This window comes from Parasalinivibrio latis (genome assembly GCF_036825535.1).
GTDB classification, from domain to species: domain Bacteria; phylum Pseudomonadota; class Gammaproteobacteria; order Enterobacterales; family Vibrionaceae; genus Parasalinivibrio; species Parasalinivibrio latis.
This window is the reverse complement of sequence record NZ_CP098812.1, coordinates 2,442,474-2,465,023: the sequence shown is the minus strand read 5'-3', so window position 1 is coordinate 2,465,023 and position 22,550 is coordinate 2,442,474. Positions and strand designations below refer to the sequence as shown.

At 49.3% G+C, this 22,550-nt stretch carries 22 protein-coding genes; 15 read left to right on the top strand and 7 right to left on the bottom strand.

The window, feature by feature from the left end:
* Nucleotides 1-37: 37 nt before the first annotated feature.
* Complete coding sequence (locus NF212_RS11340; protein ID WP_434355666.1) at nt 38-757, top strand: hypothetical protein; 720 nt, start codon at nt 38-40, stop codon at nt 755-757.
* A 25-nt stretch (nt 758-782) separates the two neighbouring features.
* On the opposite strand, the gene NF212_RS11335 is transcribed toward NF212_RS11340, so the two are convergent.
* Both NF212_RS11335 and NF212_RS11330 read right to left on the bottom strand, forming a co-directional pair.
* Entirely contained in the window at nt 783-1,274 is a 492-nt protein-coding gene (locus NF212_RS11335) for a TIGR00645 family protein (protein ID WP_434355664.1), read from the bottom strand.
* 94 nt (nt 1,275-1,368) lie between these two features.
* Nucleotides 1,369-1,770 (bottom strand): thiol-disulfide oxidoreductase DCC family protein, encoded by a 402-nt coding sequence (locus NF212_RS11330; protein ID WP_434355662.1) that lies wholly within the window; start codon nt 1,768-1,770, stop codon nt 1,369-1,371.
* Nucleotides 1,771-1,897: 127 nt separating this feature from the next.
* Here NF212_RS11330 and NF212_RS11325 point away from each other — a divergent pair, with 127 nt between their 5' ends.
* Nucleotides 1,898-2,302: a phosphate-starvation-inducible protein PsiE gene (locus tag NF212_RS11325; protein WP_434355660.1), complete on the top strand. Its 405-nt coding sequence runs from the start codon at nt 1,898-1,900 to the stop codon at nt 2,300-2,302.
* Between the two features lie 48 nt (nt 2,303-2,350).
* On the opposite strand, the gene NF212_RS11320 is transcribed toward NF212_RS11325, so the two are convergent.
* The 3 genes from NF212_RS11320 to NF212_RS11310 all read right to left on the bottom strand — a co-directional run bounded on the left by NF212_RS11320 (nt 2,351) and on the right by NF212_RS11310 (nt 7,186).
* On the bottom strand, nt 2,351-3,088 hold the full coding sequence (locus NF212_RS11320; RefSeq protein ID WP_434355658.1) for a PEP-CTERM sorting domain-containing protein: 738 nt from the start codon (nt 3,086-3,088) through the stop codon (nt 2,351-2,353).
* Between the two features lie 419 nt (nt 3,089-3,507).
* A complete protein-coding gene (locus tag NF212_RS11315; protein WP_434355656.1) occupies nt 3,508-5,952 on the bottom strand; it encodes a methyl-accepting chemotaxis protein in 2,445 nt (814 codons plus the stop codon).
* A 313-nt stretch (nt 5,953-6,265) separates the two neighbouring features.
* A complete protein-coding gene (locus NF212_RS11310) occupies nt 6,266-7,186 on the bottom strand; it encodes a M14 family metallopeptidase (RefSeq protein WP_434355654.1) in 921 nt (306 codons plus the stop codon).
* A 264-nt stretch (nt 7,187-7,450) separates the two neighbouring features.
* Here NF212_RS11310 and NF212_RS11305 point away from each other — a divergent pair, with 264 nt between their 5' ends.
* Nucleotides 7,451-7,876: a VOC family protein gene (locus NF212_RS11305; protein WP_434355652.1), complete on the top strand. Its 426-nt coding sequence runs from the start codon at nt 7,451-7,453 to the stop codon at nt 7,874-7,876.
* Between the two features lie 138 nt (nt 7,877-8,014).
* Here the strand turns inward: NF212_RS11305 and cra are convergent, their stop codons facing one another.
* The gene (gene cra / locus NF212_RS11300) at nt 8,015-9,007 is read right to left on the bottom strand and encodes a catabolite repressor/activator (protein WP_434355650.1); all 993 of its coding nucleotides are present in this window, start codon (nt 9,005-9,007) and stop codon (nt 8,015-8,017) included.
* Between the two features lie 267 nt (nt 9,008-9,274).
* On the opposite strand from cra, the gene fruB reads away from it, so the two are divergent.
* From fruB to nadS, 10 genes are all read left to right on the top strand, one after another.
* Nucleotides 9,275-10,390 (top strand): fused PTS fructose transporter subunit IIA/HPr protein, encoded by a 1,116-nt coding sequence (fruB, locus tag NF212_RS11295; RefSeq protein WP_434355648.1) that lies wholly within the window; start codon nt 9,275-9,277, stop codon nt 10,388-10,390.
* Between the two features lie 3 nt (nt 10,391-10,393).
* The gene (gene pfkB / locus NF212_RS11290; protein WP_434355646.1) at nt 10,394-11,344 is read left to right on the top strand and encodes a 1-phosphofructokinase; all 951 of its coding nucleotides are present in this window, start codon (nt 10,394-10,396) and stop codon (nt 11,342-11,344) included.
* A gap of 14 nt (nt 11,345-11,358) precedes the next feature.
* Nucleotides 11,359-13,098, top strand: a complete 1,740-nt coding sequence (gene fruA / locus NF212_RS11285; RefSeq protein WP_434355644.1) for a PTS fructose transporter subunit IIBC — start codon at nt 11,359-11,361, stop codon at nt 13,096-13,098.
* A 184-nt stretch (nt 13,099-13,282) separates the two neighbouring features.
* Complete coding sequence (locus NF212_RS11280) at nt 13,283-14,740, top strand: hypothetical protein (RefSeq protein ID WP_434355642.1); 1,458 nt, start codon at nt 13,283-13,285, stop codon at nt 14,738-14,740.
* A 222-nt stretch (nt 14,741-14,962) separates the two neighbouring features.
* Nucleotides 14,963-15,883, top strand: a complete 921-nt coding sequence (locus NF212_RS11275; RefSeq protein ID WP_434355640.1) for a siderophore ABC transporter substrate-binding protein — start codon at nt 14,963-14,965, stop codon at nt 15,881-15,883.
* Between the two features lie 122 nt (nt 15,884-16,005).
* The gene (locus NF212_RS11270) at nt 16,006-16,941 is read left to right on the top strand and encodes an ABC transporter permease (RefSeq protein WP_434355638.1); all 936 of its coding nucleotides are present in this window, start codon (nt 16,006-16,008) and stop codon (nt 16,939-16,941) included.
* A 10-nt stretch (nt 16,942-16,951) separates the two neighbouring features.
* A complete protein-coding gene (locus tag NF212_RS11265; protein ID WP_434360872.1) occupies nt 16,952-17,902 on the top strand; it encodes an iron chelate uptake ABC transporter family permease subunit in 951 nt (316 codons plus the stop codon).
* A gap of 8 nt (nt 17,903-17,910) precedes the next feature.
* Nucleotides 17,911-18,672 (top strand): iron chelate ABC transporter ATP-binding protein VctC, encoded by a 762-nt coding sequence (gene vctC / locus NF212_RS11260; protein ID WP_434355636.1) that lies wholly within the window; start codon nt 17,911-17,913, stop codon nt 18,670-18,672.
* Nucleotides 18,673-18,674: 2 nt separating this feature from the next.
* Entirely contained in the window at nt 18,675-19,466 is a 792-nt protein-coding gene (locus NF212_RS11255) for a siderophore-interacting protein (RefSeq protein ID WP_434355634.1), read from the top strand.
* 311 nt (nt 19,467-19,777) lie between these two features.
* Nucleotides 19,778-20,062, top strand: a complete 285-nt coding sequence (gene nadS / locus NF212_RS11250; RefSeq protein WP_434355632.1) for a NadS family protein — start codon at nt 19,778-19,780, stop codon at nt 20,060-20,062.
* A gap of 43 nt (nt 20,063-20,105) precedes the next feature.
* Here the strand turns inward: nadS and NF212_RS11245 are convergent, their stop codons facing one another.
* Nucleotides 20,106-20,723 carry a sugar O-acetyltransferase gene (locus NF212_RS11245; protein WP_434355630.1) on the bottom strand — a complete coding sequence of 206 codons (618 nt, stop codon included), beginning with the start codon at nt 20,721-20,723 and terminating at the stop codon, nt 20,106-20,108.
* A gap of 281 nt (nt 20,724-21,004) precedes the next feature.
* Here NF212_RS11245 and NF212_RS11240 point away from each other — a divergent pair, with 281 nt between their 5' ends.
* Both NF212_RS11240 and NF212_RS11235 read left to right on the top strand, forming a co-directional pair.
* The gene (locus NF212_RS11240) at nt 21,005-21,394 is read left to right on the top strand and encodes a DUF3302 domain-containing protein (protein WP_434355628.1); all 390 of its coding nucleotides are present in this window, start codon (nt 21,005-21,007) and stop codon (nt 21,392-21,394) included.
* A complete protein-coding gene (locus NF212_RS11235; protein WP_434355626.1) occupies nt 21,394-22,524 on the top strand; it encodes an HlyD family secretion protein in 1,131 nt (376 codons plus the stop codon). The genes NF212_RS11240 and NF212_RS11235 overlap by 1 nt, the downstream gene beginning before the upstream one ends.
* Nucleotides 22,525-22,550 lie beyond the last annotated feature (26 nt).

Sequence of the window (22,550 nt, the reverse complement as noted above, 5' to 3'; positions counted from 1 at the left end):
TGGTGAGGGGATCTTGAAAGGAGCAATTAAACTAATCTTGCTAACCCTTGTTGGGCTGATGTATTTCCTGGTTAAGCTTGGCGATGAAATCGTGCCCGCAGCAGTGAAAGTGCAGGATTCGCTAAAAGGCGCTGCCGACAGCCTTTTGCCTGCAACGAAAGAGGAGTTGGTGCTGGAATCTGCAGAGAGTGTGCTGGATATCGCCGCTAAGATAGACACTATCCGAAAAAGTGGTTCTCCAGAGCTGGGTGAAAGCTATGACATGGTGTTGCTGCTGACTGATCCTGATGTGTATGCACCATTTGTAACGATGGAAATTGAAAACCCGGCGCTGTCTGACCAGAGTGCAGAGCAGGCTTGGAGGCAGACAATTCTCCAAAAAGCAGATAAACAAAAGATGTCTGATATCGCTAAGAAGGTTTTGGCGTCGCCGAGGATCTACCGCTATCTAGAATTCAGGCTGGATTACGAGGCGTTCCTGGAAGAATTTGTCCAGCATTACCTGCGGGGAGAGCCGGTTTCTTCCCTTAAACGGCGCTACCCCTTGGCAACGCCTTTATTCGATAAAGCGGACAATTTTGTTACTAAGCGGGAAACCCGGATTGCAAACCAGGTGGCAACCCAGATGGAGAAAGCCGGCTATAACCGATATGCCGGAGACATAATGTGGAACGGTTTTTTTGCCTCGCACCGGGAAGCCCGTAAGCAGTGGGTGATGACTGTAAACAAGATTCAAGAGGGAGAGAGGGGGGAATAGCTGCATCCTTGCAGCTGGCAATAAATCAGTCGTGACGAGTGATTTTATCCAGGTATCCCATCGCAAATGCAGACAGTACAAAGGTAATGTGGATCATCAGGTACCATTGCAGTTTGTCATTGGCAATGTGTTCGGTGTTCATGAAAATCTTGAGCAGGTGGATGGAAGAAATTGCCACAATAGAAGCTGCCACCTTGTTTTTCAGGGAACCCGCATCCAGTTTCCCTAGCCAGCCAAGACGATCGTCATGGTCATCCAAATCCAGGCGGGATACAAAATTCTCATACCCCGAGAACATCACCATGACAATCAAGCCGCCAACAAGTGCGATATCAACCAGAGACAGAACGACTAGCACCAGATCCATGCTCTTCATTGTGAAGACATGAGGGATCACTTCAAAAATCTGCTGGAAGAATTTAATACCCAAGGCTAGCAAAACCAGACTGAGGCCGAAGTAAATCGGCGCCATCAGCCATCTGGATGAGTACATCAAACGCTCAAAAAGCTTTTCCATAAATTCCTGCCTGTTACACAAAGTTGATGTCTTGCAGACGGCGGAATTTTAGTGCTTTTTATGTGTGATGAATAGGCGCATTTGTTTCAGTTGGTTAATCAATACGGCAGTTACCGTTTTGGCACCGGGATTTTCCAGTCAACAGGTAAGAAATAAAGTACCGGTTGTTGGCAAAGCGCATATACGCCCAGTCTGCAAACCAGCGTACAACCGGCCAGCGCAGCATTTTCAGCCAGCGCTTTTTACCCACCAGGTTCCACGCAGTACAAGTAACATCCAACCCTAAGAGCAACCGCATGGATTTGTCATCTTCGGTGACATAACCATGGAGGATGGTGGATGCACTTTCTTTGTTTATGTCCGGGTATTGCCGGGCAAAATCTTTAGTGTGGATATCGACCAATGTCAGTCTTTTTCCGGCATCCAACTGCGCCAGCTCACCCATTTCTGCTACGCAAAGAGGGCAAGTGCCATCATAAAAGAGGATTAATTGCATATTTCCTATGCTTAATATTAATGGTAGATACTCAAGTTACGGTTTTGCTGGTGGATTTCGATCAGTGATACCGATATCCAAAACTATAAAAGACAACTCGACGTGTAAACACTTTTAAAGGAGCGCTATGAACTTAACAAGGAAGTTTGGTTTGAATGCCATAAAGACCACTGAGCACATTGTGCTGGCACTGATAGCTATAGCAACGGTAATCGCTATCGGGCAGGAGATAAAACATATATTCGATGCCGGGCGGGTAGAGCTCGCTGATTTGTTACTGCTCTTTATTTACCTGGAGGTACTGGCAATGGTGTCGAACTTTGTTGAATCCGGAAAACTGCCGGTTCGGATGCCTATCTACATCGCTATTGTTGCCCTGGCACGCTACCTTATTCTGGATATGAAGGGCATGGACAGCTGGCGCATCGCTGCTATTGCAGGAGCAACCCTGATTCTGGCCGGAACGGTTATTGTTATTCGCTGGGGGCACATCAGGTTGCCTTATGAAAGGCGCAGCGAACCCGAAGAGTAAAAATAAAGGCATGCTCCGGTAAAAGGCATGCCTCTTTTTTCGTTTCTGTTAGGCTTTTCGGTATTTTCTGGCAGTAAACAGACCCAGTAAGGCTCCTGCAAATACCAGCAGACCAGCAGGTTCTGGGATTGGGTTTTCTGTCAGCACCACACTGATAAGGGGTTCATGTACATCGTATGCAATCCAGGGATCGGGGGAAACGTTGGGATCCCTTTCCAGCCCATTTGGGCCTGTCTTATAAAAATCAGTACTTACAAGGTGCGACCAAAGACCGAGCTTGTCAGAAAATGAACCACCACTCCAGTTGGTGATGCCCGGTTCATTCTGGAAGTATGAGAAGACGTCTGAGGCGCTGTGAGAGAGGAAAATACTGCCTTTGCGAGTGGTATTGTCAAAATGGTAGTCGAAGCTACGCGTAATGCTTACGTTGGCGTTACTGATCTGAACCGTCTGGGTTTCGGCATTAAAACGGTACCAAGGTATGTTGCCGTCACCGGTGTTGCCATTTGGCACCAAACCGTTGTTAGTAAATTTGATATATGCGTCGCCGAGTTGGGTGCTGTTTGATGAAGTAAAGTCGTACTGAAGGCTGAACATGTCACTGTCAGAATCATAAACCATCAGAAGGCGATCAAGGGAGGCTCCGTCTTTTGGATCGTAAATCGCGTTGTAACTGGCAGGATCGGTAATATCTACCGTGTAAAAAGCGGAATATGCACCAGGTGTTATAAATAGACTGACTAAAGCAATCAGGCTTGAAATAAATGTCAGGAATGGCTTTTTCATTATACTCGGCTCCGAAGGGATTATTGTGTTTAGTCTCGGTCAATGCAGCCTGTACAATGCAATTAAAGTGCCTGCAACATAACATAATGAAATATAAAAAAGATCTAATTTCGTAATATTTAAAGTTGTAAAAAAATCTGACAAAGTTTTGCCACTTCGTTCATTTTATTGAGATTAAATCTCATTTTCTCCTCTTTGAACTGGATAGATAATTTAACCGGAGATGTGATTCATACTTTGTTGTGTCATTTGGTATGAGAGAAACTTTGGCCAATGGAATGCTGACTGGTGGGTGAATATATATTCGGGAAAAGCTAATAAACTCTGAAATGCGATTTGGTTTCTTAAATGTATAACCCTTGAGAGTTTGTGGTTTTTAAAGGGTGGATTGATAGTGATATGATTTGTTGTATCCCTGTTTATTTGTTTTTTGATTTGCGTGTTTTCTTTTTATCAACACGGAAATACTTAACCATACTTAATAAATTTTCGGCTTCATTTAGCAAGTTACTGCTGACAACATTGGTTTTCTCCGCAAGGTTTGTATTTTGCTGAGTCATAGTATCCATGCTGGTTATGGCCTCACTGATCTCCCGAACTCCCAGGCTTTGCTCTTGGGTGGCTCCATTAATCGTCGATATCATATGGGAAACTGCAGTCACTGCTTCGACAATTTCCTCCAGGGTTTCTCCGGATTCCCTGACAAGGGTTGTTCCATCCTGGACATTTTGAACACTGGTGTTTATCAATTCCTTAATTTCGATAGAGGCTTTTGAACTTCGTTGTGCGAGGCTTCGGACTTCACCAGCAACAACGGCAAAACCCCGTCCCTGTTCGCCGGCTCGGGCCGCTTCTACCGCTGCATTGAGTGCCAGGAGGTTGGTTTGGAAAGCAATATCGTTGATAACGCCAATGATATCTGAAATCCGCTTACTGGAGTTTTCTATTTCTGCGATGGCCTTTACTGCACTTTTTACGACCAACCCTCCGCGTTCAGCCTTATCGGACGCTTCCAATGCATAACCGTCGGCCTGTTCTGCATTTTTTGCCGTTTGTTTGACAGTAGTCGTCAGTTCCAGCGCGCTGGCTGCGGTTTGTTCAAGTGCAGTTGATTGTGCTTCGGTACGTCTGCCTAGCGCATCCGTACCAGATTCAATCTCTTGTACGGCCTTACGTACTGACGTAACCGCTTGGATAATATCTGTTACCAGTTCGTTCAGGCGCCTTACGGTTGAGTTAAGAGCGATGCGGACTGGTTCGAATTCTTCATCCAGCTTTTCATCAATTCTAACATTGAGCTTTCCGTCAGACAGTTGGAGAAGTTTTCTGCTGATTAGATTTACGGCGCGTTTTTTTGCAGTGATATCTGTTGCAAACTTCACTATTTTGAATGGCTTGCCATTGGCATCAAGAATCGGGTTGTAGGAGGCCTGAATCCAAACTTTTTTTCCGCCTTTGCCAAGCCGCTGGAATTCAGCACTCTCGAATTCCCCGCCGCGGAGCTTTTCCCAAAAGCGCTGGTACTCCTCTGAACATGCATAATCCGGATGGACAAACATGGAGTGGTGTTTGTCCTGAATTTCCTTAAGGGTATATCCCATTGCATTAAGGAAATTGTTGTTTGCGGTAATAATGGTTCCGTCTATGTCAAATTCGATGATGGCCTGCGATTTACCAATAGCATTTATCTGGCTTTCAAAATCAGAATTTCGCATCTTTTGCTTGGTAATATCGGTAACAAATTTCACCACTTTGAATGGTTTTCCGGAGTCGTCAAAAATCGGGTTGTACGACGCCTGGATCCAAACTTCATTTCCACGCTTACCTATTCTGCGGAACTCTCCGGTCAGGAAGTTACCTGCAGCCAGTTTATTCCAGAACGTTTTATATTCAGTACTGTTCAGGGTGTCTGTATCTACAAAGATGGAGTGATGCTTGCCTTGAATTTCATCGAGCGTATATCCGAGCGTTGTCAGGAAGTTTTTATTTGCGTTGAGAATGGTTCCATCCAGTGCAAACTCAATAATGGACTGAGATTTGTCGATGGCTTTAATTTGGCCTTTGAAGTCGGCTGCAGCTCTCTTCTGTTCAGTAATATCAGTGGCGAATTTAACAACCTTCACCGGTTTTCCGTTTGGGTCAAATATTGGGTTGTAGGTTGCTTGGATCCATACCTCACGTCCACTTTTTGCCAAGCGACGGAATTCGGCTGATTTAAATTTTCCTTGCTTAAGGTCTTCCCAAAACTCTTGGTACTCGTCGGTCTGGCAGTATTCAGTGTCGACAAATATAGAGTGGTGCTTTCCCCTAATCTCTTCGAGTGAGTAGCCGACTACAGCCAGGAAATTCTCATTTGCATGAATGATTTCGCCATCCAAGTTAAATTCTATGACTGCCAGGGAGCGGTTTATTGCATTAATCTTTCCAGTAGAATCGACAGCCTTCATTTTTTGGTCTGTGATATCTGAAGCAAATTTAACTATCTTGAAAGGTCGGCCAAGCATGTTGCGGACAGGGTTATAGCTTGCCTGAATCCAAATCTCTTTCCCTCCTTTCGCAACGCGCTGGAATTCCGCAGAAAAGTAACGGCCTTTACTGAGGTTTTTCCAAAACTCCCGGTATTCGGAAGAGTCGACCAAATCGGATGAGACAAACATCGAATGGTGTTTGCCGATAACTTCTTTTCTCGAGTAACCCATTGTCTTAAGGAAGTTTTCATTGGCGTGCAGGATATTGCCAGCTAAATCGAATTCAACAACTGCCATCGATCTGTCTAAAGCGTTGACAATGGCACTGGCCTCACTGTTCCCTTGGGAAAAAGGCTTGGTAAACCAATGAATGATGTTGCTGATAGGATTCGCCATTGTGACCTTACCTTCCACATCTATATAAGGAAGCATAGTCCAATAGGCATGAACTTTGCCGCATATGTGGAATAACCGTATAAAAATCGAGAGGGTGCATCGCTAACGGAGATAACAGCGGTGAGTAATCTGCGAATATTCTGGCAGGGAACAACGATATCTTTCTACTTAATTAAGGTACCGGGGACGTTTTTAACCTTAAGAGCTTTATTACGCTAACATGCATAAGTTCATCAGGTTTACAGGAAATAAAACGGCCCCGGCTGGATGACACGTATATGGCATCCGTTTCTTGGTCACAATGCTCAGCTAATTATAACCGGGCGAGAATGAAATCAAGTCCACCGGTCAGCGCTGCGACCTGGGCTCGGTTACACTCTTCGTCTGTTACTTTAGGGCTGTCTGGGTATACCTCAGTAGTAGTGCCATAGACACAATTGGTTATGCCGCTGCAAAGGCCGAGAGATTTGGTTGGGTAGTTGATGACTCCGAATTGAACAACGGGAGAACCAATAATGTCTCCTTTATCGTCGGCCGGGGCGATGTGGGTGACTTTACTGACCGATTCAATCATCGCTTTCTGGAATTCAGGCTGTGGGTTTTCAGTATCACCAACCAGGTAAAAACCGTCTGGCACCAGGTCAGGTTCATACTCTTTGCCATCGCGGGCTGCCAGAGCTGGACGGAACTCAGATTCATCAGTGTCTGTGGTTTCGTGAAGGTCAAAGTGTGCGAACACTTCGCTGCCAAGAGAGGCTACGAAAGCCATCAGTGAGCCGGATTCTTCAGCCGGGCTGTTTGTTACGAATGAACGATTTGGATCAACGGCATTCGGGTTCCAGCGGTTAATGGTTTCGTAACCCCAAGGGCTTACACACGGTGCGACCACAAGGTTGAAATTCTCTTCATAACGCTTTGCTTCGGTCTGCAGGAAAAGCAGTGCCCCATGTACACCGCTGGTTTCGTAACCGTGAACGCCCCCGGTGACCAGAACTACCGGTTTGCCAGCAGACCAGTTCTTGCTTTTCAATGCAAACAGCGGGTAGCGTTCTGCGTCGATTGGCAGCGCACCATACTCTTCAACATCAAACTCTTCGCTCAGTGCTTCTATTTTGGTCAGTACATCTTCGAAATATGAGCGGGCAATATGCCGTTCTGAGAGCCACTGTGCCTTCTCTGCATCTCCCCAAGGCTGGCCTGGGGTACCAATGTGGTATGCATGCTCAGTTGTCATAGCATTTCCTTTTAACTTTTGTTTGCTGCCGACAGCCTATTCCTCGCACCGGAAGATCGCAAGCAGATGTACCGCGAGTGAAACTTTTGCGGCCGGATTGCACATTTTTGTAGCACGCTACCCATTTCTAATTATGTAAAGTAATTAATTTATATAGTCGGGTGGATTTTAAATAGTAAAGGATATACTTTACTTATGGTTTAATAAGTAAATAAGTTTACTAAATAACCAAAACGAGCAATGTCGGTTCATAAGGAGAAGAACATGGTTAGATTAGAGCACTTAAATCTGGTAGTGAGGGATATAGAACGCAGCCTGTCTTTTTATAAAGCAGCTTTCCCCCATTGGGAAGTCCGGGGTGGGGGGGACGGCGAGTGGTCAGGCAAGCCCCGCCAATGGGTACATTTTGGTGATAACTACAACTACCTTTGCCTGAACAACAACGGTGATTCAGATCCCCGCGACCTTGCCGGTCATCAAGTTGGATTGGCGCATTTAGGGTTCAGTGTTGAAGACCTCGATGGGTTAATTGGCCGCCTTCGGGAAGCCGGGTTTGAAGTCGATCATCCCGGAGCCCCCACCGAATACCGCCGCAATGTCTATTTTGTCGACCCTGATGGGATAGAAGTTGAGTTTGTGGAATACCGCTCGGATATTCCGGGGCAGAGGAACGATTATTCGGAGGCGTAACGGTAGCTGTGAGTTGCGAGTGGGTGAGAGGTGAGCCAAGAGACAGAGACTAAATTTACTTACTGTTGATTATCTCTTTACTCACCGCTTTTTACTCGCTACTCGTTTCTCACGACTCGCCACTATAAATGGTATGTCTCAGTGTTTCGCCGCTTCCCTCCACTTCACCTTCCTCGGTACCACATCAATCCCAGATTGATGGTTGCCTTTAATGGCGGAAAGGGTCAGTGACAGGGCTTTTTCGGCGATTTGCTCAAATTCCTGGGGCAGGGAGTGAACGACAAACGGCAGGAAGTCGAGCAGGCGGTTGTCACCAAAAGTCGCAAGCTGGATGCGGTTCATCAGCTCTGGATGGCACCGCAGTTCATCGAGTACCCCTTCAAACAGGGTAAACGACGTCGTCAGGATAGCATCCGGTACACAGTCGTCATCAATCCATGCTTGAAGTAAACGTCTGCCTGCTTCATGGCTGAAATGCTCACCGTAGACAATGCGGGTATCGGCGCTGGATTTTTCGGTTGCCGATCGGAACCCCTGTTCCCGTTCGCGTGAGACGACCAGCTTTGGCACAGCGCCAATCAAGCCTATGGACTCAGGCTTCGCGTCCAGCAGTTTACTGGTCAATTGGAAAGAGCCTTCCAGATCTTCACTGATCACGCTGGCAAAGTGTTCATCATCCATTGCCCGGTCAATGGCAATTACAGGCGTGCCTTTCTCCTGAATATCCCGGTAGAACCTATGTTCTGCCGGAAGGCTGCTGGCGACAATCAGGGCATCTATCCGCCGGCCAAGCAACAGGGTGGCAACGCTGATTTCCGTGTCCGGGTCATCATCACTGCAGGAGATGATGAGCTGGAACCCGGCCTGTCGGGCATGGCGTTCAAGCAGTTTGGCTATGCGTGCATAACTGGCATTTTCAAGATCTGGAATCACAAGGCCAAGGGAATGGCTGCTCCCCATGCGCAGGGAGGTGGCGGCATGGTCTGGCTGGTAGTTGTGTTCTTCCACAACCGCCATCACCTTGTCCCGGGTTTTCTGGCTTATACGGTACCTGTCAGCCTTACCGTTAATCACATAACTGGCGGTAGTGCGTGACACACCTGCCAGGCGCGCAATTTCATCCAGTGTCATCGTCACTCCTATATCTGTGATCGGGATCCTGTATTTGAATTATCAGTCAAAATGATATTTGCATTATAAGCTGAAAGGATTCAGCATCTATAGCTGAAAGGTTTCAGCTAGTGCGTAAAGTTGAGTTTTGTGACAGCGCACTTATTTTTGAACTGATTGCTGAATCGATTCAGTCAGCCACTTGAAATTCGATGTGTAGGGTTCCCGAAAGAAGTCACCGGGAAGTAAAAGCAATCAGCGACATACCAAAGACGACAGGTGATAACCATGTTGCAAGTTACTCAAAAAGACATCGTGATGGGGCAACAAGCCTCAACCAAGCAAGACGCTATTTCACAGATCGCGGCGCAAATGGTCAGCCGCGAACTGGTCGCAGAAGGGTACGGCGAGGGCATGTTGGCCCGTGAAGCACAGAGTGCCACCTTCCTTGGAAACGGGATTGCCATTCCGCATGGCACCACAGATACCCGTGACAAAGTAAAGCAGACCGGCCTGCAAATTTTCCATTTCCCTGATGGCGTGGCCTGGGGTGATGACGGCCAACAGGCATACCTGGCGATTGGTATTGCTGCCGGTTCAGATGAACACCTTGGGGTGCTCAAACAACTGACTAAAGTGCTCTCGGCTGATGGCGTAGAAGAGAAGCTGAAAAATGCCGCCAATGCCGACGAAATCATTGCCGTGCTGCAAGGCGGTGAAGAACTGATGTTCGAAGCCAGTCTGGTAGAAACGGGTTTCCCGGCTCGCAGTCTCTTGGAATTGACAGCGGTTGCCGGCGGTAAGCTGCGTAACGCTGGCGCAGTCGAGCCTGCATTTGTGGCTGACATGGTGAGCCAGCAAGCGGTGCACCTGGGGCAGGGACTCTGGCTGGTATCCGGTTCATCCCATGTTAACAACACCGCGATGGCGTTTGTTTCTGCTGAGGACTCCGTGGAAACCGAACAAGGTCCGGTTCGCGGTGTGCTGGCGGTCGCCGGTAAAGACGGTTCAGCCGCAGCGTCTTTGGAGCATCTGGCAGCGCTTGTTTACACCAACAAACTGGATGCGCTGTTCAGCGGCGATGCTGCCAACGTGGTGAAACTCCTCAGCCAGGCTCCTGCGGCTAAAGGCAACACCCGCATATTCACCATTAAAAACCCACATGGCTTGCACGCCCGTCCGGGTGCCGTGTTAGTTGCGACAGTGAAGAAATTCGAAAGCAAGGTTTGGGTCTCCAACCTGACAAGCGGCAGTGCCCAGGTTAATGCAAAGAGCCTGATGAAGGTGATTGGCCTTGGCGTTACCAAAGGCCATGAGCTTGAGTTTGTGGCTGAAGGCCCGGATGCAGATGCGGCGCTGGATGCCATTGGCCAGGCCATTGATGCAGGACTGGGTGAGGGCTAAGCCATGAACCGAAACCGTATCCTTACCGTTACGCTCAATCCGGCACTGGACATGACCGGCAGCCTAGGCCTGCTGGAAGCTGGGGAAGTGAACCTGATAAACGAGGGGTCTCTGCATCCGGCCGGTAAAGGGGTGAACGTTGCCCGCGTGCTGAGTGACCTTGGTACGCCGGTTACCGTGTCAGGTTGCCTGGGTGATGAAAACCTGGACACCTTTATCCAACTGTTCAAATCCATGGATGCGCGTGACGAATTTGTCCGTGTTCATGGTGCCAGCCGCATTAACGTCAAACTGGTGGAAGCGGATGGCCGGGTGACTGATATCAATTTCCCCGGTGTCGCCGTGTCTCCGGAAAAAGCCGAAGAGATGGAAACTCGGCTGTTTGAACTGGCAGCCAGCCACGACTACATCGTGATTGCCGGCAGCCTGCCACCGGGTATCAGCCCAGAGCTGTTCTCTGAATGGCTGAAAGGCTTGCGAGAGCAGGGCAAGAAAGTGGCGCTGGATACCAGCGGTGCAGCATTGACAGCCGGGTTGTCTGTCGCGCCCTGGCTGGTGAAGCCAAATGAAGTGGAGCTCTCTGCCTGGGCTGGCAAACCGCTTGATGATGAAGCGTCTTTGATGGCAGCGGGTGAAGAACTGGCTGCAACCGGTATTGAACATGTGGTGATTTCCCGCGGCGCAGAAGGTGTCCTTTGGCTGAACAACGGAAACTGGCTCAAAGCTGTACCGCCGAAAATGAAAGTGGTCAGCACCGTTGGCGCGGGTGACACCCTGGTCGCCGGGATGTGCTGGGGACTTTATAAAGAAAATACCCCACAAGACGTACTGGCGTTTGCCACCGCGTTGTCTGCACTGGCAGTCAGCCAGGTTGGTGTGGGTGTACCGGATATTAGTGACGTGAAAGCATTGGCTGATCGCGTCGAGATGAATGCATTAGCAGGAAAGGCGTGAACGAGGGTCGAACTATGAAAACTGTTATTGTTACCGCGTGCCCGAGCGGGATTGCCAACGCAATCCTGGCAAAGGGAGTGCTTGAAAAAGCCGCTGCAGATCTGGGTTGGAAGGCCAACTTTGAATGCCAGAGCAGTGTCACCCCAATCGTCCCCGTTTCGGCTGACGCTATTGTTGATGCTGATGCCGTTGTGGTTGTAGGCCCGGCAAAAGATCTGGCGCGCTTCAACGGCAAACGTGTGTTCCTTGCCCAGCCAGCGGATTGTTACGCCGATCCGAAAGCTTTCCTGACCGGTGCGGTTGATGCGGCCTCTGAATTTAAAGCACCAGCAGAAGCTGCCGTTGCAGAGCAGGCTTCTTTCGGTAAGAAGCGAGTTGTCGGTATCACCGCTTGCCCAACCGGCGTGGCGCATACCTTTATGGCTGCCGAGGCGCTGGAAGAGGAAGGCAAGGCGCTGGGATATGATGTCAAAATTGAAACCCGCGGGTCAGTAGGTGCGAAAAACCAGCTGACTGATGAAGAGATTGCAGCGGCTGACCTGGTATTTATCGCGGCTGACATCGAAGTGGATCTGTCCCGCTTCAACGGCAAAAAAATGTACCGCACCAGTACCGGTGCGGCTCTGAAGAAAACCCGTCAGGAATATGAGCGAGCCTTTGACGAAGCGAGTGTTTACCAGCATTCCGCGAAAGCCGGTTCAGGCTCTGAAGGTAAGCAGGAACGTACCGGTGTATACAAACACCTGATGACAGGTGTGTCTCATATGCTTCCGCTGGTGGTAGCGGGCGGTCTTTCCATTGCCCTGTCATTCGTGTTCGGTATCGAAGCATTTAAACAGCCGGGTACGCTGGCTGAAGCCCTGATGACCATAGGTGGTGGCAGCGCCTTTGCCCTGATGGTACCTGTGCTGGCCGGTTACATTGCGTTTTCTATCGCTGACCGTCCGGGACTTGCACCGGGCCTTATCGGCGGTATGCTGGCAAGTTCCACCGGTGCCGGTTTTATCGGCGGTATCATTGCCGGTTTCCTGGCAGGTTATACCGCGAAGTTTGTTGCAGAGAAAGTGCCGCTTCCTGCGTCCATGCAAGCACTGAAGCCGATTCTGGTTATCCCGCTGATCGCCAGCCTGGTGACTGGCCTGGTGATGATTTTCATCGTCGGTGGCCCGATTTCCGGCCTGATGGAAGCCCTTACCCAGTTCCTGAATAATATGGGTTCTGCCAACGCGGTACTGCTTGGCCTGTTGCTGGGTGCGATGATGTGTTTCGACCTCGGTGGCCCGGTTAACAAGGTTGCATACACCTTCGGTGTTGGCCTGCTGGCTTCACAAACTTATGCCCCAATGGCCGCAGTCATGGCTGCGGGTATGGTGCCAGCGCTGGGTATGGGTCTGGCAACTGTACTGGCACGCCGTAAGTTCTCAGCGTCAGAGCGTGAAGCGGGCAAGGCATCGTTTGTACTGGGTGCGTGCTTTATCTCTGAAGGTGCGATTCCATTCGCCGCCCGTGACCCAATGCGCGTTATTCCATCCTGTGTGGCCGGTGGAGCACTGACCGGAGCCCTGTCTATGCTGTTCGGCGCCAAGCTGATGGCTCCACACGGTGGCCTGTTCGTACTGCTGATTCCAAATGCTATTCACCCGGTGATGCTGTACCTGCTGGCAATTGTTGCCGGTACTTTACTGACCGGCTTCCTGTATGCTTTCCTCAAGCAACCGGAAGAGAGCGTTGTCCTGGAAGAAGCCAAGGCATAACGATTTTCAGTAAAACCCAAGCACCCCGGCATGCCCGGGGTGTTTTGCATTTATCAAGGGCCAAACTTTCAAATCACCGCTATGCTCTGATGCAATTTTTGCATTACCTCGCTACTAACGGCATTTCACTGATTTATTCCACCACACTACCTTGGGCACATTGCAGAATCTTCGTGTAGAGGAAATGATGTCGCAATCAGTGCTTACCTTTTTGAATGCCAGAGTCTGGCAAAATGGCCGGTTTACCCAACCTGGGCCTTTTAGTGTGGTGGACGGAAAAATTGCCGGTCACCATGCCCGTTACAGTGAAGGGATGGAAGGAGTGTGTATAGACCTTGAAGGTGGGTACATCATTCCTGGTATTACCGACATCCATACCCATGCGGATTTCACGGCCAGTGATGCCCGTTCCTGCGACTATGCACTCCGTCAGGGTGTTACCCGGCAAGTTAGCGGGCTGTGCGGATTCCACCCGGTTTATGATTCATCCATTCCGAAGGAAGACTACATCCGGTATACCGGGTTCTTGGGTGATATTGCGATGTTGGATACTGACTGGCACCGCTTTTTTAACCGCTTGAATGCAGGCTGCCCGGTTACTCGCTACCAGCTTTTCGGGCTGAACAGCTTCCTTTACAGCTTCCCGCTCGACAGCGATGAAGTCATCGAAACCCGGATTGATCAGGTGCTCGAGCAATACAACGCGCTGGAAGGCGAAGCTGATCCCAGCCGTTGCTTCCACGGGTTTAGCCTCAGCCTTAACTACCACCCGGTAAAAAGCCTCCCGGCTGAGCGTTTGTACCGCTTTATGAATGGGTTGCTGTGCAAGATGCCGGTTTGCTGCAGCTACCATGTCCGTGACCAGAAAGACAAAATACTGGAAAGTATCCAGGAAGTGATGGCCTGGCATGAGGGTACAGGTGCACGCTGCCATATCAGCCACCTGAAGTTCGGTGGGGCAAGTCATGAGGGACAATTCCCTGCACGCTATGAGGTACTGAAGAACTGGCAACAGGAAAGCGCGTTTCCGCTGAGCTGGGATACCTACCCGTTTGCCTTTGCATCAAGCACCATTACCTCGTTTTTCCCAACCACTGACTTCTGGCAAGAAAAGAGTGAAGCGGAATTCATCGGTTGGCTGAAACAGAACCCGCCGCCAAAACTGCCATTGACCACCATCGTGTGTGAAAACCCGGCTTACAACGGAAAGTTGCTTGGCCAAATCAGTGAAGAGATCGGTGAGTGTATTGAAAAGGCATTGTTAGTGATCTGCCGGGATTTGAACGGTGGCGGTACCTACCAGCGTGATTTCTGCCTGCCGGAAGATTTAAATTGGCTGCTCAACCAGCCGGAAACCTATATTGCGTCAGACAGCTTTGGCCTTGGTCAGGTCCATCCGCGCAATACGGACACCTTTACTACCGTTTTGCACCGGGCATGGATGTATAGTGAGCAGACACTAACTGACATGGTGGCGCGCTTGGTAGAGGGCAGCTTAGAAGTCTTCCCAACCCTTCCGGTTGCCACGTTGGAAACTGCTCTACCGGCTGAGCTCTTTTACTTCACGCCGGTGAAGGGAAATCAGGCTGCATTCTCCAAACGGGGAACCATAGTGGGTAAGCAACATTTCTGCTTTGGCTGACGGCCTAACCCTCCCCGGCAATCGCCTTTAAACACGGTATTCGCCGGGGTTATTCAGGGTGACTGAAACACTCAACTTTCCCATTTCCAGCCCCCTTTTTGTGGGGCATGTCAGTTGTAAATGTAAATAACGTAAACGTGTATTGATGGATCAAAGGCAGGCGGCTACATTCACGAATCTTACTGAGAATTATTATTAGTTACGATAGTAGATGGTAGCCATATGAAGACGAACACCAAGCGTATCTCCACGCTTCTGACAGCACTGCTCGCCCTCGTATCCAGCCAGGTGATGGCCAAGCCGGTCACCGTTGAACATATGTTCGGCACCACTGAACTGGAATCCAAGCCACAGCGTGTGGTGGTTATGGGCATCGGCCCACTGGATGCACTGGATTACTTTGGTATCGACCCGGTTGCTGTCTCTACATCAGCCGTAACGCCTGACTACCTGAAAAAATACACTCAGGGTTATGCCTCTTCCGGCAGCCTGCATGAGCCGGATTTTGAATCTATCTTCACCCAGAAACCGGATCTGATCATTACCGGGCCACGCGCTTCAGAATCTTATAAAGAGCTCTCTGAAATTGCCCCGACTGTTGTTTTTGCCATCGACAACAAAAAAGGCTACTGGCCTGAAACCCAGAAGCAGTGGCGTATGCTCGGCAAAATCTTCGAAATTGAAGACATGGTTGAAGCAAAAATTACCAATGTAGATGCCAAATTCAGCGCAATCCGCAGTAATAACCAGTCCAGTGACTATGATGCCCTGACAGTAATGAGCTCCGGTGGCAACATTTCAACCTTTGGCCCCGGTTCACGATTTGCCGTTATCTACAGTGATTTTGGCTTCAAGGAAAATGTTCAGGCAGTAAAGGCCAAAACCCACGGTGACCTGATTTCCTATGAATTTATCCGGGAGAAGAACCCTAGTACCTTGTTGGTCCTGGATAAAGATGCCCTGTTCAACCCGGATAACAGCACAGCTGCAGCAGAGTTTGCCAATGATCTGATTAAGACCACCAAGGCCTACCAACAAAACCGTATTGCCTTCCTGGATATGGATGCGTGGTACCTGGCGATCGCGGGTGTGACTGCGACCGACCAGATGATCAACGACGTTTCCGGCGTATCTGCCAACTAATCAATTAAAGGTATATACCCAATCCACTCTTGCTGAAAACTGCACTTAGAGGTGGTTTGGGTATACCACCTCCGTCACTGCGGAGGTGTTTTCCCGCGTGGTTCTCACGCCGAGGTTTTTGTTTGAGAACGTTACTTTTCCTCCTTGTCGCACTGAGTGTTGCGTCCCTTTTTGTTGGTGTGGCAAACGTCACTCCCCAAAAAATCATTGCCGGTGACAACGAAGCGCTTTTTCTGCTGTATACCAGCCGACTTCCACGACTTATCGCCATTTTGCTTGCCGGTGCCGGGCTCAGTATTGCCGGGCTTATCATGCAGCAGCTCAGCCAGAACCGGTTTGCCGCACCGTCGACATCCGGCACCATCGAGTGCGCAATGTTTGGGTATGTGCTTAGCCTGATTATTTTCGGAAACGGGAATCAACTTTGGCTTGTCTTTGCCTGTGCGATGGGCGGCACCTTACTGTTTATTCGCTTTATCCATCAACTCCAGTTTAAGAACGCGGTGTTTGTCCCGCTGGTGGGAATTGTTTTTGGCAATGTGGTTGGGGCAATGGCGTCTTTTATTGGCTACAAATATGACGTGCTGCAAAACCTGACCGGCTGGTCGGTAGCGAACTTTGCCAACATTCTTGAAGGCGATTTTGAACTGCTCTATATCGCGATTCCGGTTGGGATCATGAGCTATCTATATGCTGCCCGTATTTCTGCTGTGGGCCTTGGCCGAGACTTTGCGCTGAACCTTGGGTTGAATTACCAGCAGGTGGTGTTTATTGGTGTCCTGCTGGTTTCGGTGATGTCTGCCAGTGTGGTGATGATTGTCGGACAGTTGCCGTTTCTCGGCCTGATTGTGCCGAACCTTGTCAGCCGGATTTACGGTGACAACCTGCGCCGCAATATCCCCATTACTGCCATTGCCGGTGCCTTGCTGGTGCTCGCGTGTGATATCGCCGGGCGTCTGATTATCTTCCCTTATGAAATGCCGATTTCCATGATTATCAGCATCCTCGGCGGGACGGGTTTTATCTACCTGATTGTGCGGGGGCAGCGGGATGCTTAACCGAATTACGCTGTCTGACAACGTTAAGCTTTATGTTCTTGCCGTGATGGCCATTGTGCTGGCTGGCCTGTTCCTTTTTGCCGGGCTGGATGCAGATAACTACCGCTACTTCCTGTCACGACGGACACCGAAAGTGCTTGCGATGGTGCTCGCGAGTATCGCGATCGCCCAGTCGTCGCTGACGTTCCAGACAATCACCAACAACCGCATCCTGACGCCGGGGATTATGGGCTTTGACTCCCTTTATCTGCTTACCCAGGTATTAGTGGTGGTGCTGCTTGGAGCCACCAGTGCTGCGGTTCTCAACCCGATGCTGAACTTCGGCCTGTCAGTGGTTGTCATGGTGGTGTTTTCCATGTTGTTGTTCGGCTTTTATTTCCGGGGGCAGGGAGGGAATGTTCTCGTTCTGCTGCTTCTTGGTGTGATATTCGGCCAGCTTTTCAGCAATGTCGCCTCGTTTTTTACCATGCTGATGGACCCGAACGACTTCGCCACTGTGCAGGCAAATATGTTTGCCAGCTTCAACAACATCAACCGGGAACTGGTGTATTACAACGCCATTCCATTATTGGTGGTCTGTGTGCTGATGTTCCGTATGCACAGGGTACTGGATGTGTTCTGGCTGGACAGGGATAACGCTGTGAGTCTTGGTGTCCCGGTGGAAAAAGTGACCCGTAATGTGCTGATTCTGTCTGCCATCCTTATCGCCATTTCCACCGCGCTTGTTGGCCCGGTCCTGTTTTTTGGCCTGTTGGTTGCCAACCTCAGCCGGGAGCTGTTTAACACCTACCGGCACCGGACCTTACTGGTCGCCTCGTCCCTGCTGTCTGTCAGCATGATTCTGGGCGGGCAGTGGCTGGTGGAGAACCTGTTCAGCTTTGAAACCACGCTCAGCGTGATCATTAATTTTGCCGGTGGGCTGTATTTCCTCTCCCTGCTGGTGCGTCAGAAGATTCAGTAAGGCAATACATGATTTCCCTAAAAAACCTGACCAAACTGTTTGGCAATACTGCTGTGGTAGACAAGGCGTCGGCTTCTTTCAAAAAAGGGGAGGTGACTGCGATTATTGGCCCCAACGGTGCTGGGAAAAGTACCCTGCTGTCTATGGCCTGCCGCCTTCTGAGCCGTGATGAGGGTGAGGTGTGGATAGAAAGTAAAGAGCTGGTGGAGTGGGATACCAAAACACTGGCCAAAAAACTTGCTGTATTGCGCCAGTCCAACAACATCACCATGCGGTTTACAGTGCGTGAACTGGTTTCCTTTGGTCGTTTTCCCCACAGTGGTGGGCGGCTCACCAAGGAAGATGACGTGATTATCGACAGGGCAATTCGCTATCTCGACCTGGAAGCTATCCAACACAACTACCTGGATAAACTGAGTGGCGGCCAGCGTCAGCTTGCCTTTATCGCCATGGTGATTGCCCAGGACACCGATTACGTGTTCCTCGATGAACCACTGAATAACCTGGATATAAAGCATGCGCGCCAGATCATGACAAATATCCGTACCCTTGCCCGGGAGCTTGGGAAAGCTGTGGTCATTGTGATCCATGATATTAACTTCGCATCCTGCTTCTCTGACAACATCATCGCCCTGAAAAAAGGCAAAGTGATGGTTCAGGGAACGGTCGAGGAGGTGATTCAAAGCGACGTGCTGACGGCAATTTATGAAACGCCGTTTACCGTTCATGAAATGGAAGGCAAACGTATTTGTCTTTTCTACGGGGAGTGAACATGAAAAAACGTCCAAACCCGGCTATCGCAACCGTGGTGAAATCAGAAACCGTGACACCGAATATGCAACGCATTACGTTGGAGTCAGAGCGCTTTAGCAGTTATCCGGAAGACTGTGAAAGCGGTTACGTAAAACTGCTTTTTAGCCCGTCCGGTACAACGGATATCAGTGCTTTGCCGGAAGGTGATCGCCCGCGGATGCGTACTTACACCATCCGCCGTTTCTTCCCTGAGCAATGCCGGATTGAAATTGATATGGTTCGCCACACGGAACATGGTGAAAAAATCGAAGGAGCAGGAATGGCCGCAAACTGGGCCGTCACCACCAAAGCCGGAGACACCATTGGTATCGCCGGACCAGGGACGATCCAGAACCTGAACCCGGATGCGGACTGGTTTTTCCTTTGCGCAGACATGACAGCTTTACCGGCTTTGACCGGCAAACTGCGAAAGCTCCCTGTTTCAGTAAAAGGGTATGCGGTTATCGAGGTACAAAGCGCTGACGACATTCAGGATCTGGATGCGCCGGAGGGGATTTCCCTGACATGGGTGGTGGCGACAGAAAATAAGGACGTATTAGCTGACGCTGTAAAAGCCCTGCCTTGGCAGGAGGGGATGGTTTCTATCTGGAGCGCCAGCGAATTCTCCACCATGCGTACTTTGCGTGATTATTTTCGGAATGAGCGCAATGTCGACCGGGAAAATATCTATATCAGCAGCTACTGGAAACGGGGCGTTACCGAAGAGGGCCACAAAGTTCTCAAAGCGGAAGATGCTGAGGCGAATGGCTAAGATTGGGAATGATTGTAAGGCGCTGTGACAGCGCCTTTTTTATGCCTTAAAAAGAGTGAGTAGGGACAAACTGATTATTCAAAGAATGCCGTTCATTCTGTTAGTTTTCCAGGGAAGGCGGGGATTCGGCATAATTGATAATAACGGCGATGTTTGCCTACTAATCATTGTTTGATAAGGAGGTAAGTCAAACCTAAGTTGTACTTTTTTATATGGATTGTTCAAGCACTGAGGTTTACATCGAATAATTGGGTAACAGTTTTTTCATATTTTTGGTTAGGACGCTCAGCCAAACTGAAAGGAGAGAGCTGATGAGTATTTTTGAAGATCTGAAAGCATCCCTGAATGAAGCCGTCGATATTGAACATGGTAAGCAGGACGCATCCCGTTTAACCCGTTATCAGGTTGCCGATGTAAAGGCGATTCGGACGCAATTAAATGTATCCCAGAAGGAGTTTGCTGAAGCCCTTGGTACGAGTGTTGACACGATTAAAAGCTGGGAAAAAAAGCGACGTAATCCTACGGGGTTAGCTGCGAAGGTTCTTGCTACAATTCAGGATAATCCTTCAGTGTTTCACCAGCTTGCCGCTCATTGAATTAGAATACTGCCACGCCTTCGACGGAATGACAGTGTTTAACCTAAAAAGACTTCAACAACTCTTCTGAAAACCGCCTTTCCCGAAAATAAAACTCTCTGTCCTTTTCCCCAATTTCCCGCAATACCCGGCAAGGGTTGCCGATGGCGACCATGTTGGCAGGGATATCTTTGGTTACCACACTTCCGGCACCGATGACGGAGTTATCGCCTATGGTGACACCGGGTAATACAACCGAGTTGGCACCAATCCAGACGTTATTGCCGATGTGAATCGGGATGTTAAATTGGGCAACTTTCCTTCTCAGTCCTGGCTCAATGGGGTGCCCGGCGGTGGCGAGCGTCACATTGGGTCCGATCATCACATGGTCACCGATATAGATATGGGTGTCGTCAACCAACGTCAGGTTAAAGTTGGCGTAAACACCTTTGCCAAGGTGGGTGTGTCTGCCCCAGTTGGCGCGAAGGGGAGGCTCGATGTAGCAATCTTTTCCCACTTCAGCCAGCAGGCGGCTTAGTATCTCATTGCGCTTCGCCATCTCGATTGGGCGGGTCTGGTTGAAGTCGTAGAGGAGATCGAGACATTTCACCTGCTCGGCAACCAATTCTTCGTCATCGCAAAAGTACACTTCCTGGCTGTGCAGCTTGTCAAAAACACTCACGGTATATCTCCAAAAAAAGCCGTGGATAGCGGGGTAGGTTTGTTCGCTATCGCTCTTGGGTTAACCGAACCCCAAATTTCATCAAATAACTTACCGCTATCTACGTTAACACGGGTCGTGTTCAGGGTCTGTGAGTCACCTAACAGGTTGTTTTTGCGTAATTTAAATAGAGAGTGGATTAAACAGGCTCTGCTTTGAGAAAAACCGCATTTTTCAGGGGGATATCTGTGTTACATGGCTATATTGATTATGAATAATAGCGAGCACAATAAGGACGTTTTATGTTTTTGGATTACTTCGCGTTAGGTTTGCTGATTTTTGTTGCGTTAGTGATTTTTTACGGTGTCATCGTCATTCATGATATTCCATATGAAATTGCCAAAGAGCGCGAACACCCGCACCAGGATGCTATCCACTATGCCGGATGGGTCAGCCTATTTACCCTTCATGCTATCTGGCCATTTCTTTGGATATGGGCAACCTTGTGGCGGAAAGAGCGTGGTTGGGGATTTCAAAAGCTTGAGGAAGAACAGCACGATATCCATCACCGCGTCGATATATTGATAGATCAGGTTACCCGCCTCCAGGAAGATATGGAAAAATTGAAGTCGGGGTTGGGTTCCAAAGGTGTGTCAACCCAAAGCGTCAATCGCGACGGGGAGGGTAAGTAATGGATTTACTCTTAATTCTTACCTATGCTGCGGTTTGTATTACTATTTTTAAAATCTTCAATATTCCTCTTAATAAATGGACGGTACCCACGGCTGTATTGGGAGGTATTGTGCTGATTGGTACCCTCATTCTCGTGATGAACTATAACCATCCATTTACCCAGGTTGGCAGCCAGGTTTATTCAAGCACACCGATTGTTTCCGGTGTTCGGGGGAGGGTAATCGACGTTCCGGTTGAGCCCAATACGCCGCTCGTGGAAGGGGATGTCTTATTTAGAATTGACCCTACACCTTATGAAGCAGAGGTTGCAAAACTCGAAGCCAAAATCAAGGAAGCCAGCCAGGCTGCGCTTGGCCTGGAATTCGACTATCAAGAAGCAATTGCAGCAAGGGAAAAAGCCATTGCTGATCGAGACAAAGCGAAACGTGAGTATGACCGCTATCAACAGGGCTACGATAGAGGTGCTTTTACAGAGCAACAGCTGGATTCCCGCAGGCAAACATTTAAAGCTGCAGAAGCGATCGTTAAGTCGACTACGGCTAGATTGGAAAGTACACAAGCCGCCTTGGATTCCGAAATTGGCGGTACCAATACCACAGTGGCCCAGATGATTGAGGATTTGCGTAAGGCTGAATTCGATCTGGAGCAAACGGTGGTCAGGGCTCCAACGGATGGTTTTGTTACTCAGGTTGCCCTGCGTCCGGGGGTGATGGCCGTCCCGTTGCCACTGTCCCCCGTTATGACTTTTATCCATACAGAACAGATTTTCTATGTGGGTGCATTCAGGCAAAACTCACTTCAACGGCTTCAACCGGGTTTCGATGCAGAATTTATATTTAAGGCACTGCCGGGCAAGGTGTTTAAGGGCTCCGTGGTAGAAGTCCTCCCGGCTATCGGTGAAAGTCAATTTCAGGCTAGAGGTTCGTTGCAGGGCACTACGTCGTTGCTTTCAAGCGGAAGAGTCTTTGTAAAACTTATCGTGTCTGATGACCTTACCGTATTCAATTTACCGTTAGGAACAGCGGTAGAAGTTGCCGTGTATTCTGATAGCTTTGCTCACGTATCTGTCATGCGCAAGGTTCTGATTCGAATGAAAAGCTGGCAGAACTACCTTTACCTGGACCACTAATTGAAACTGGAACTGGCCCAACGTCT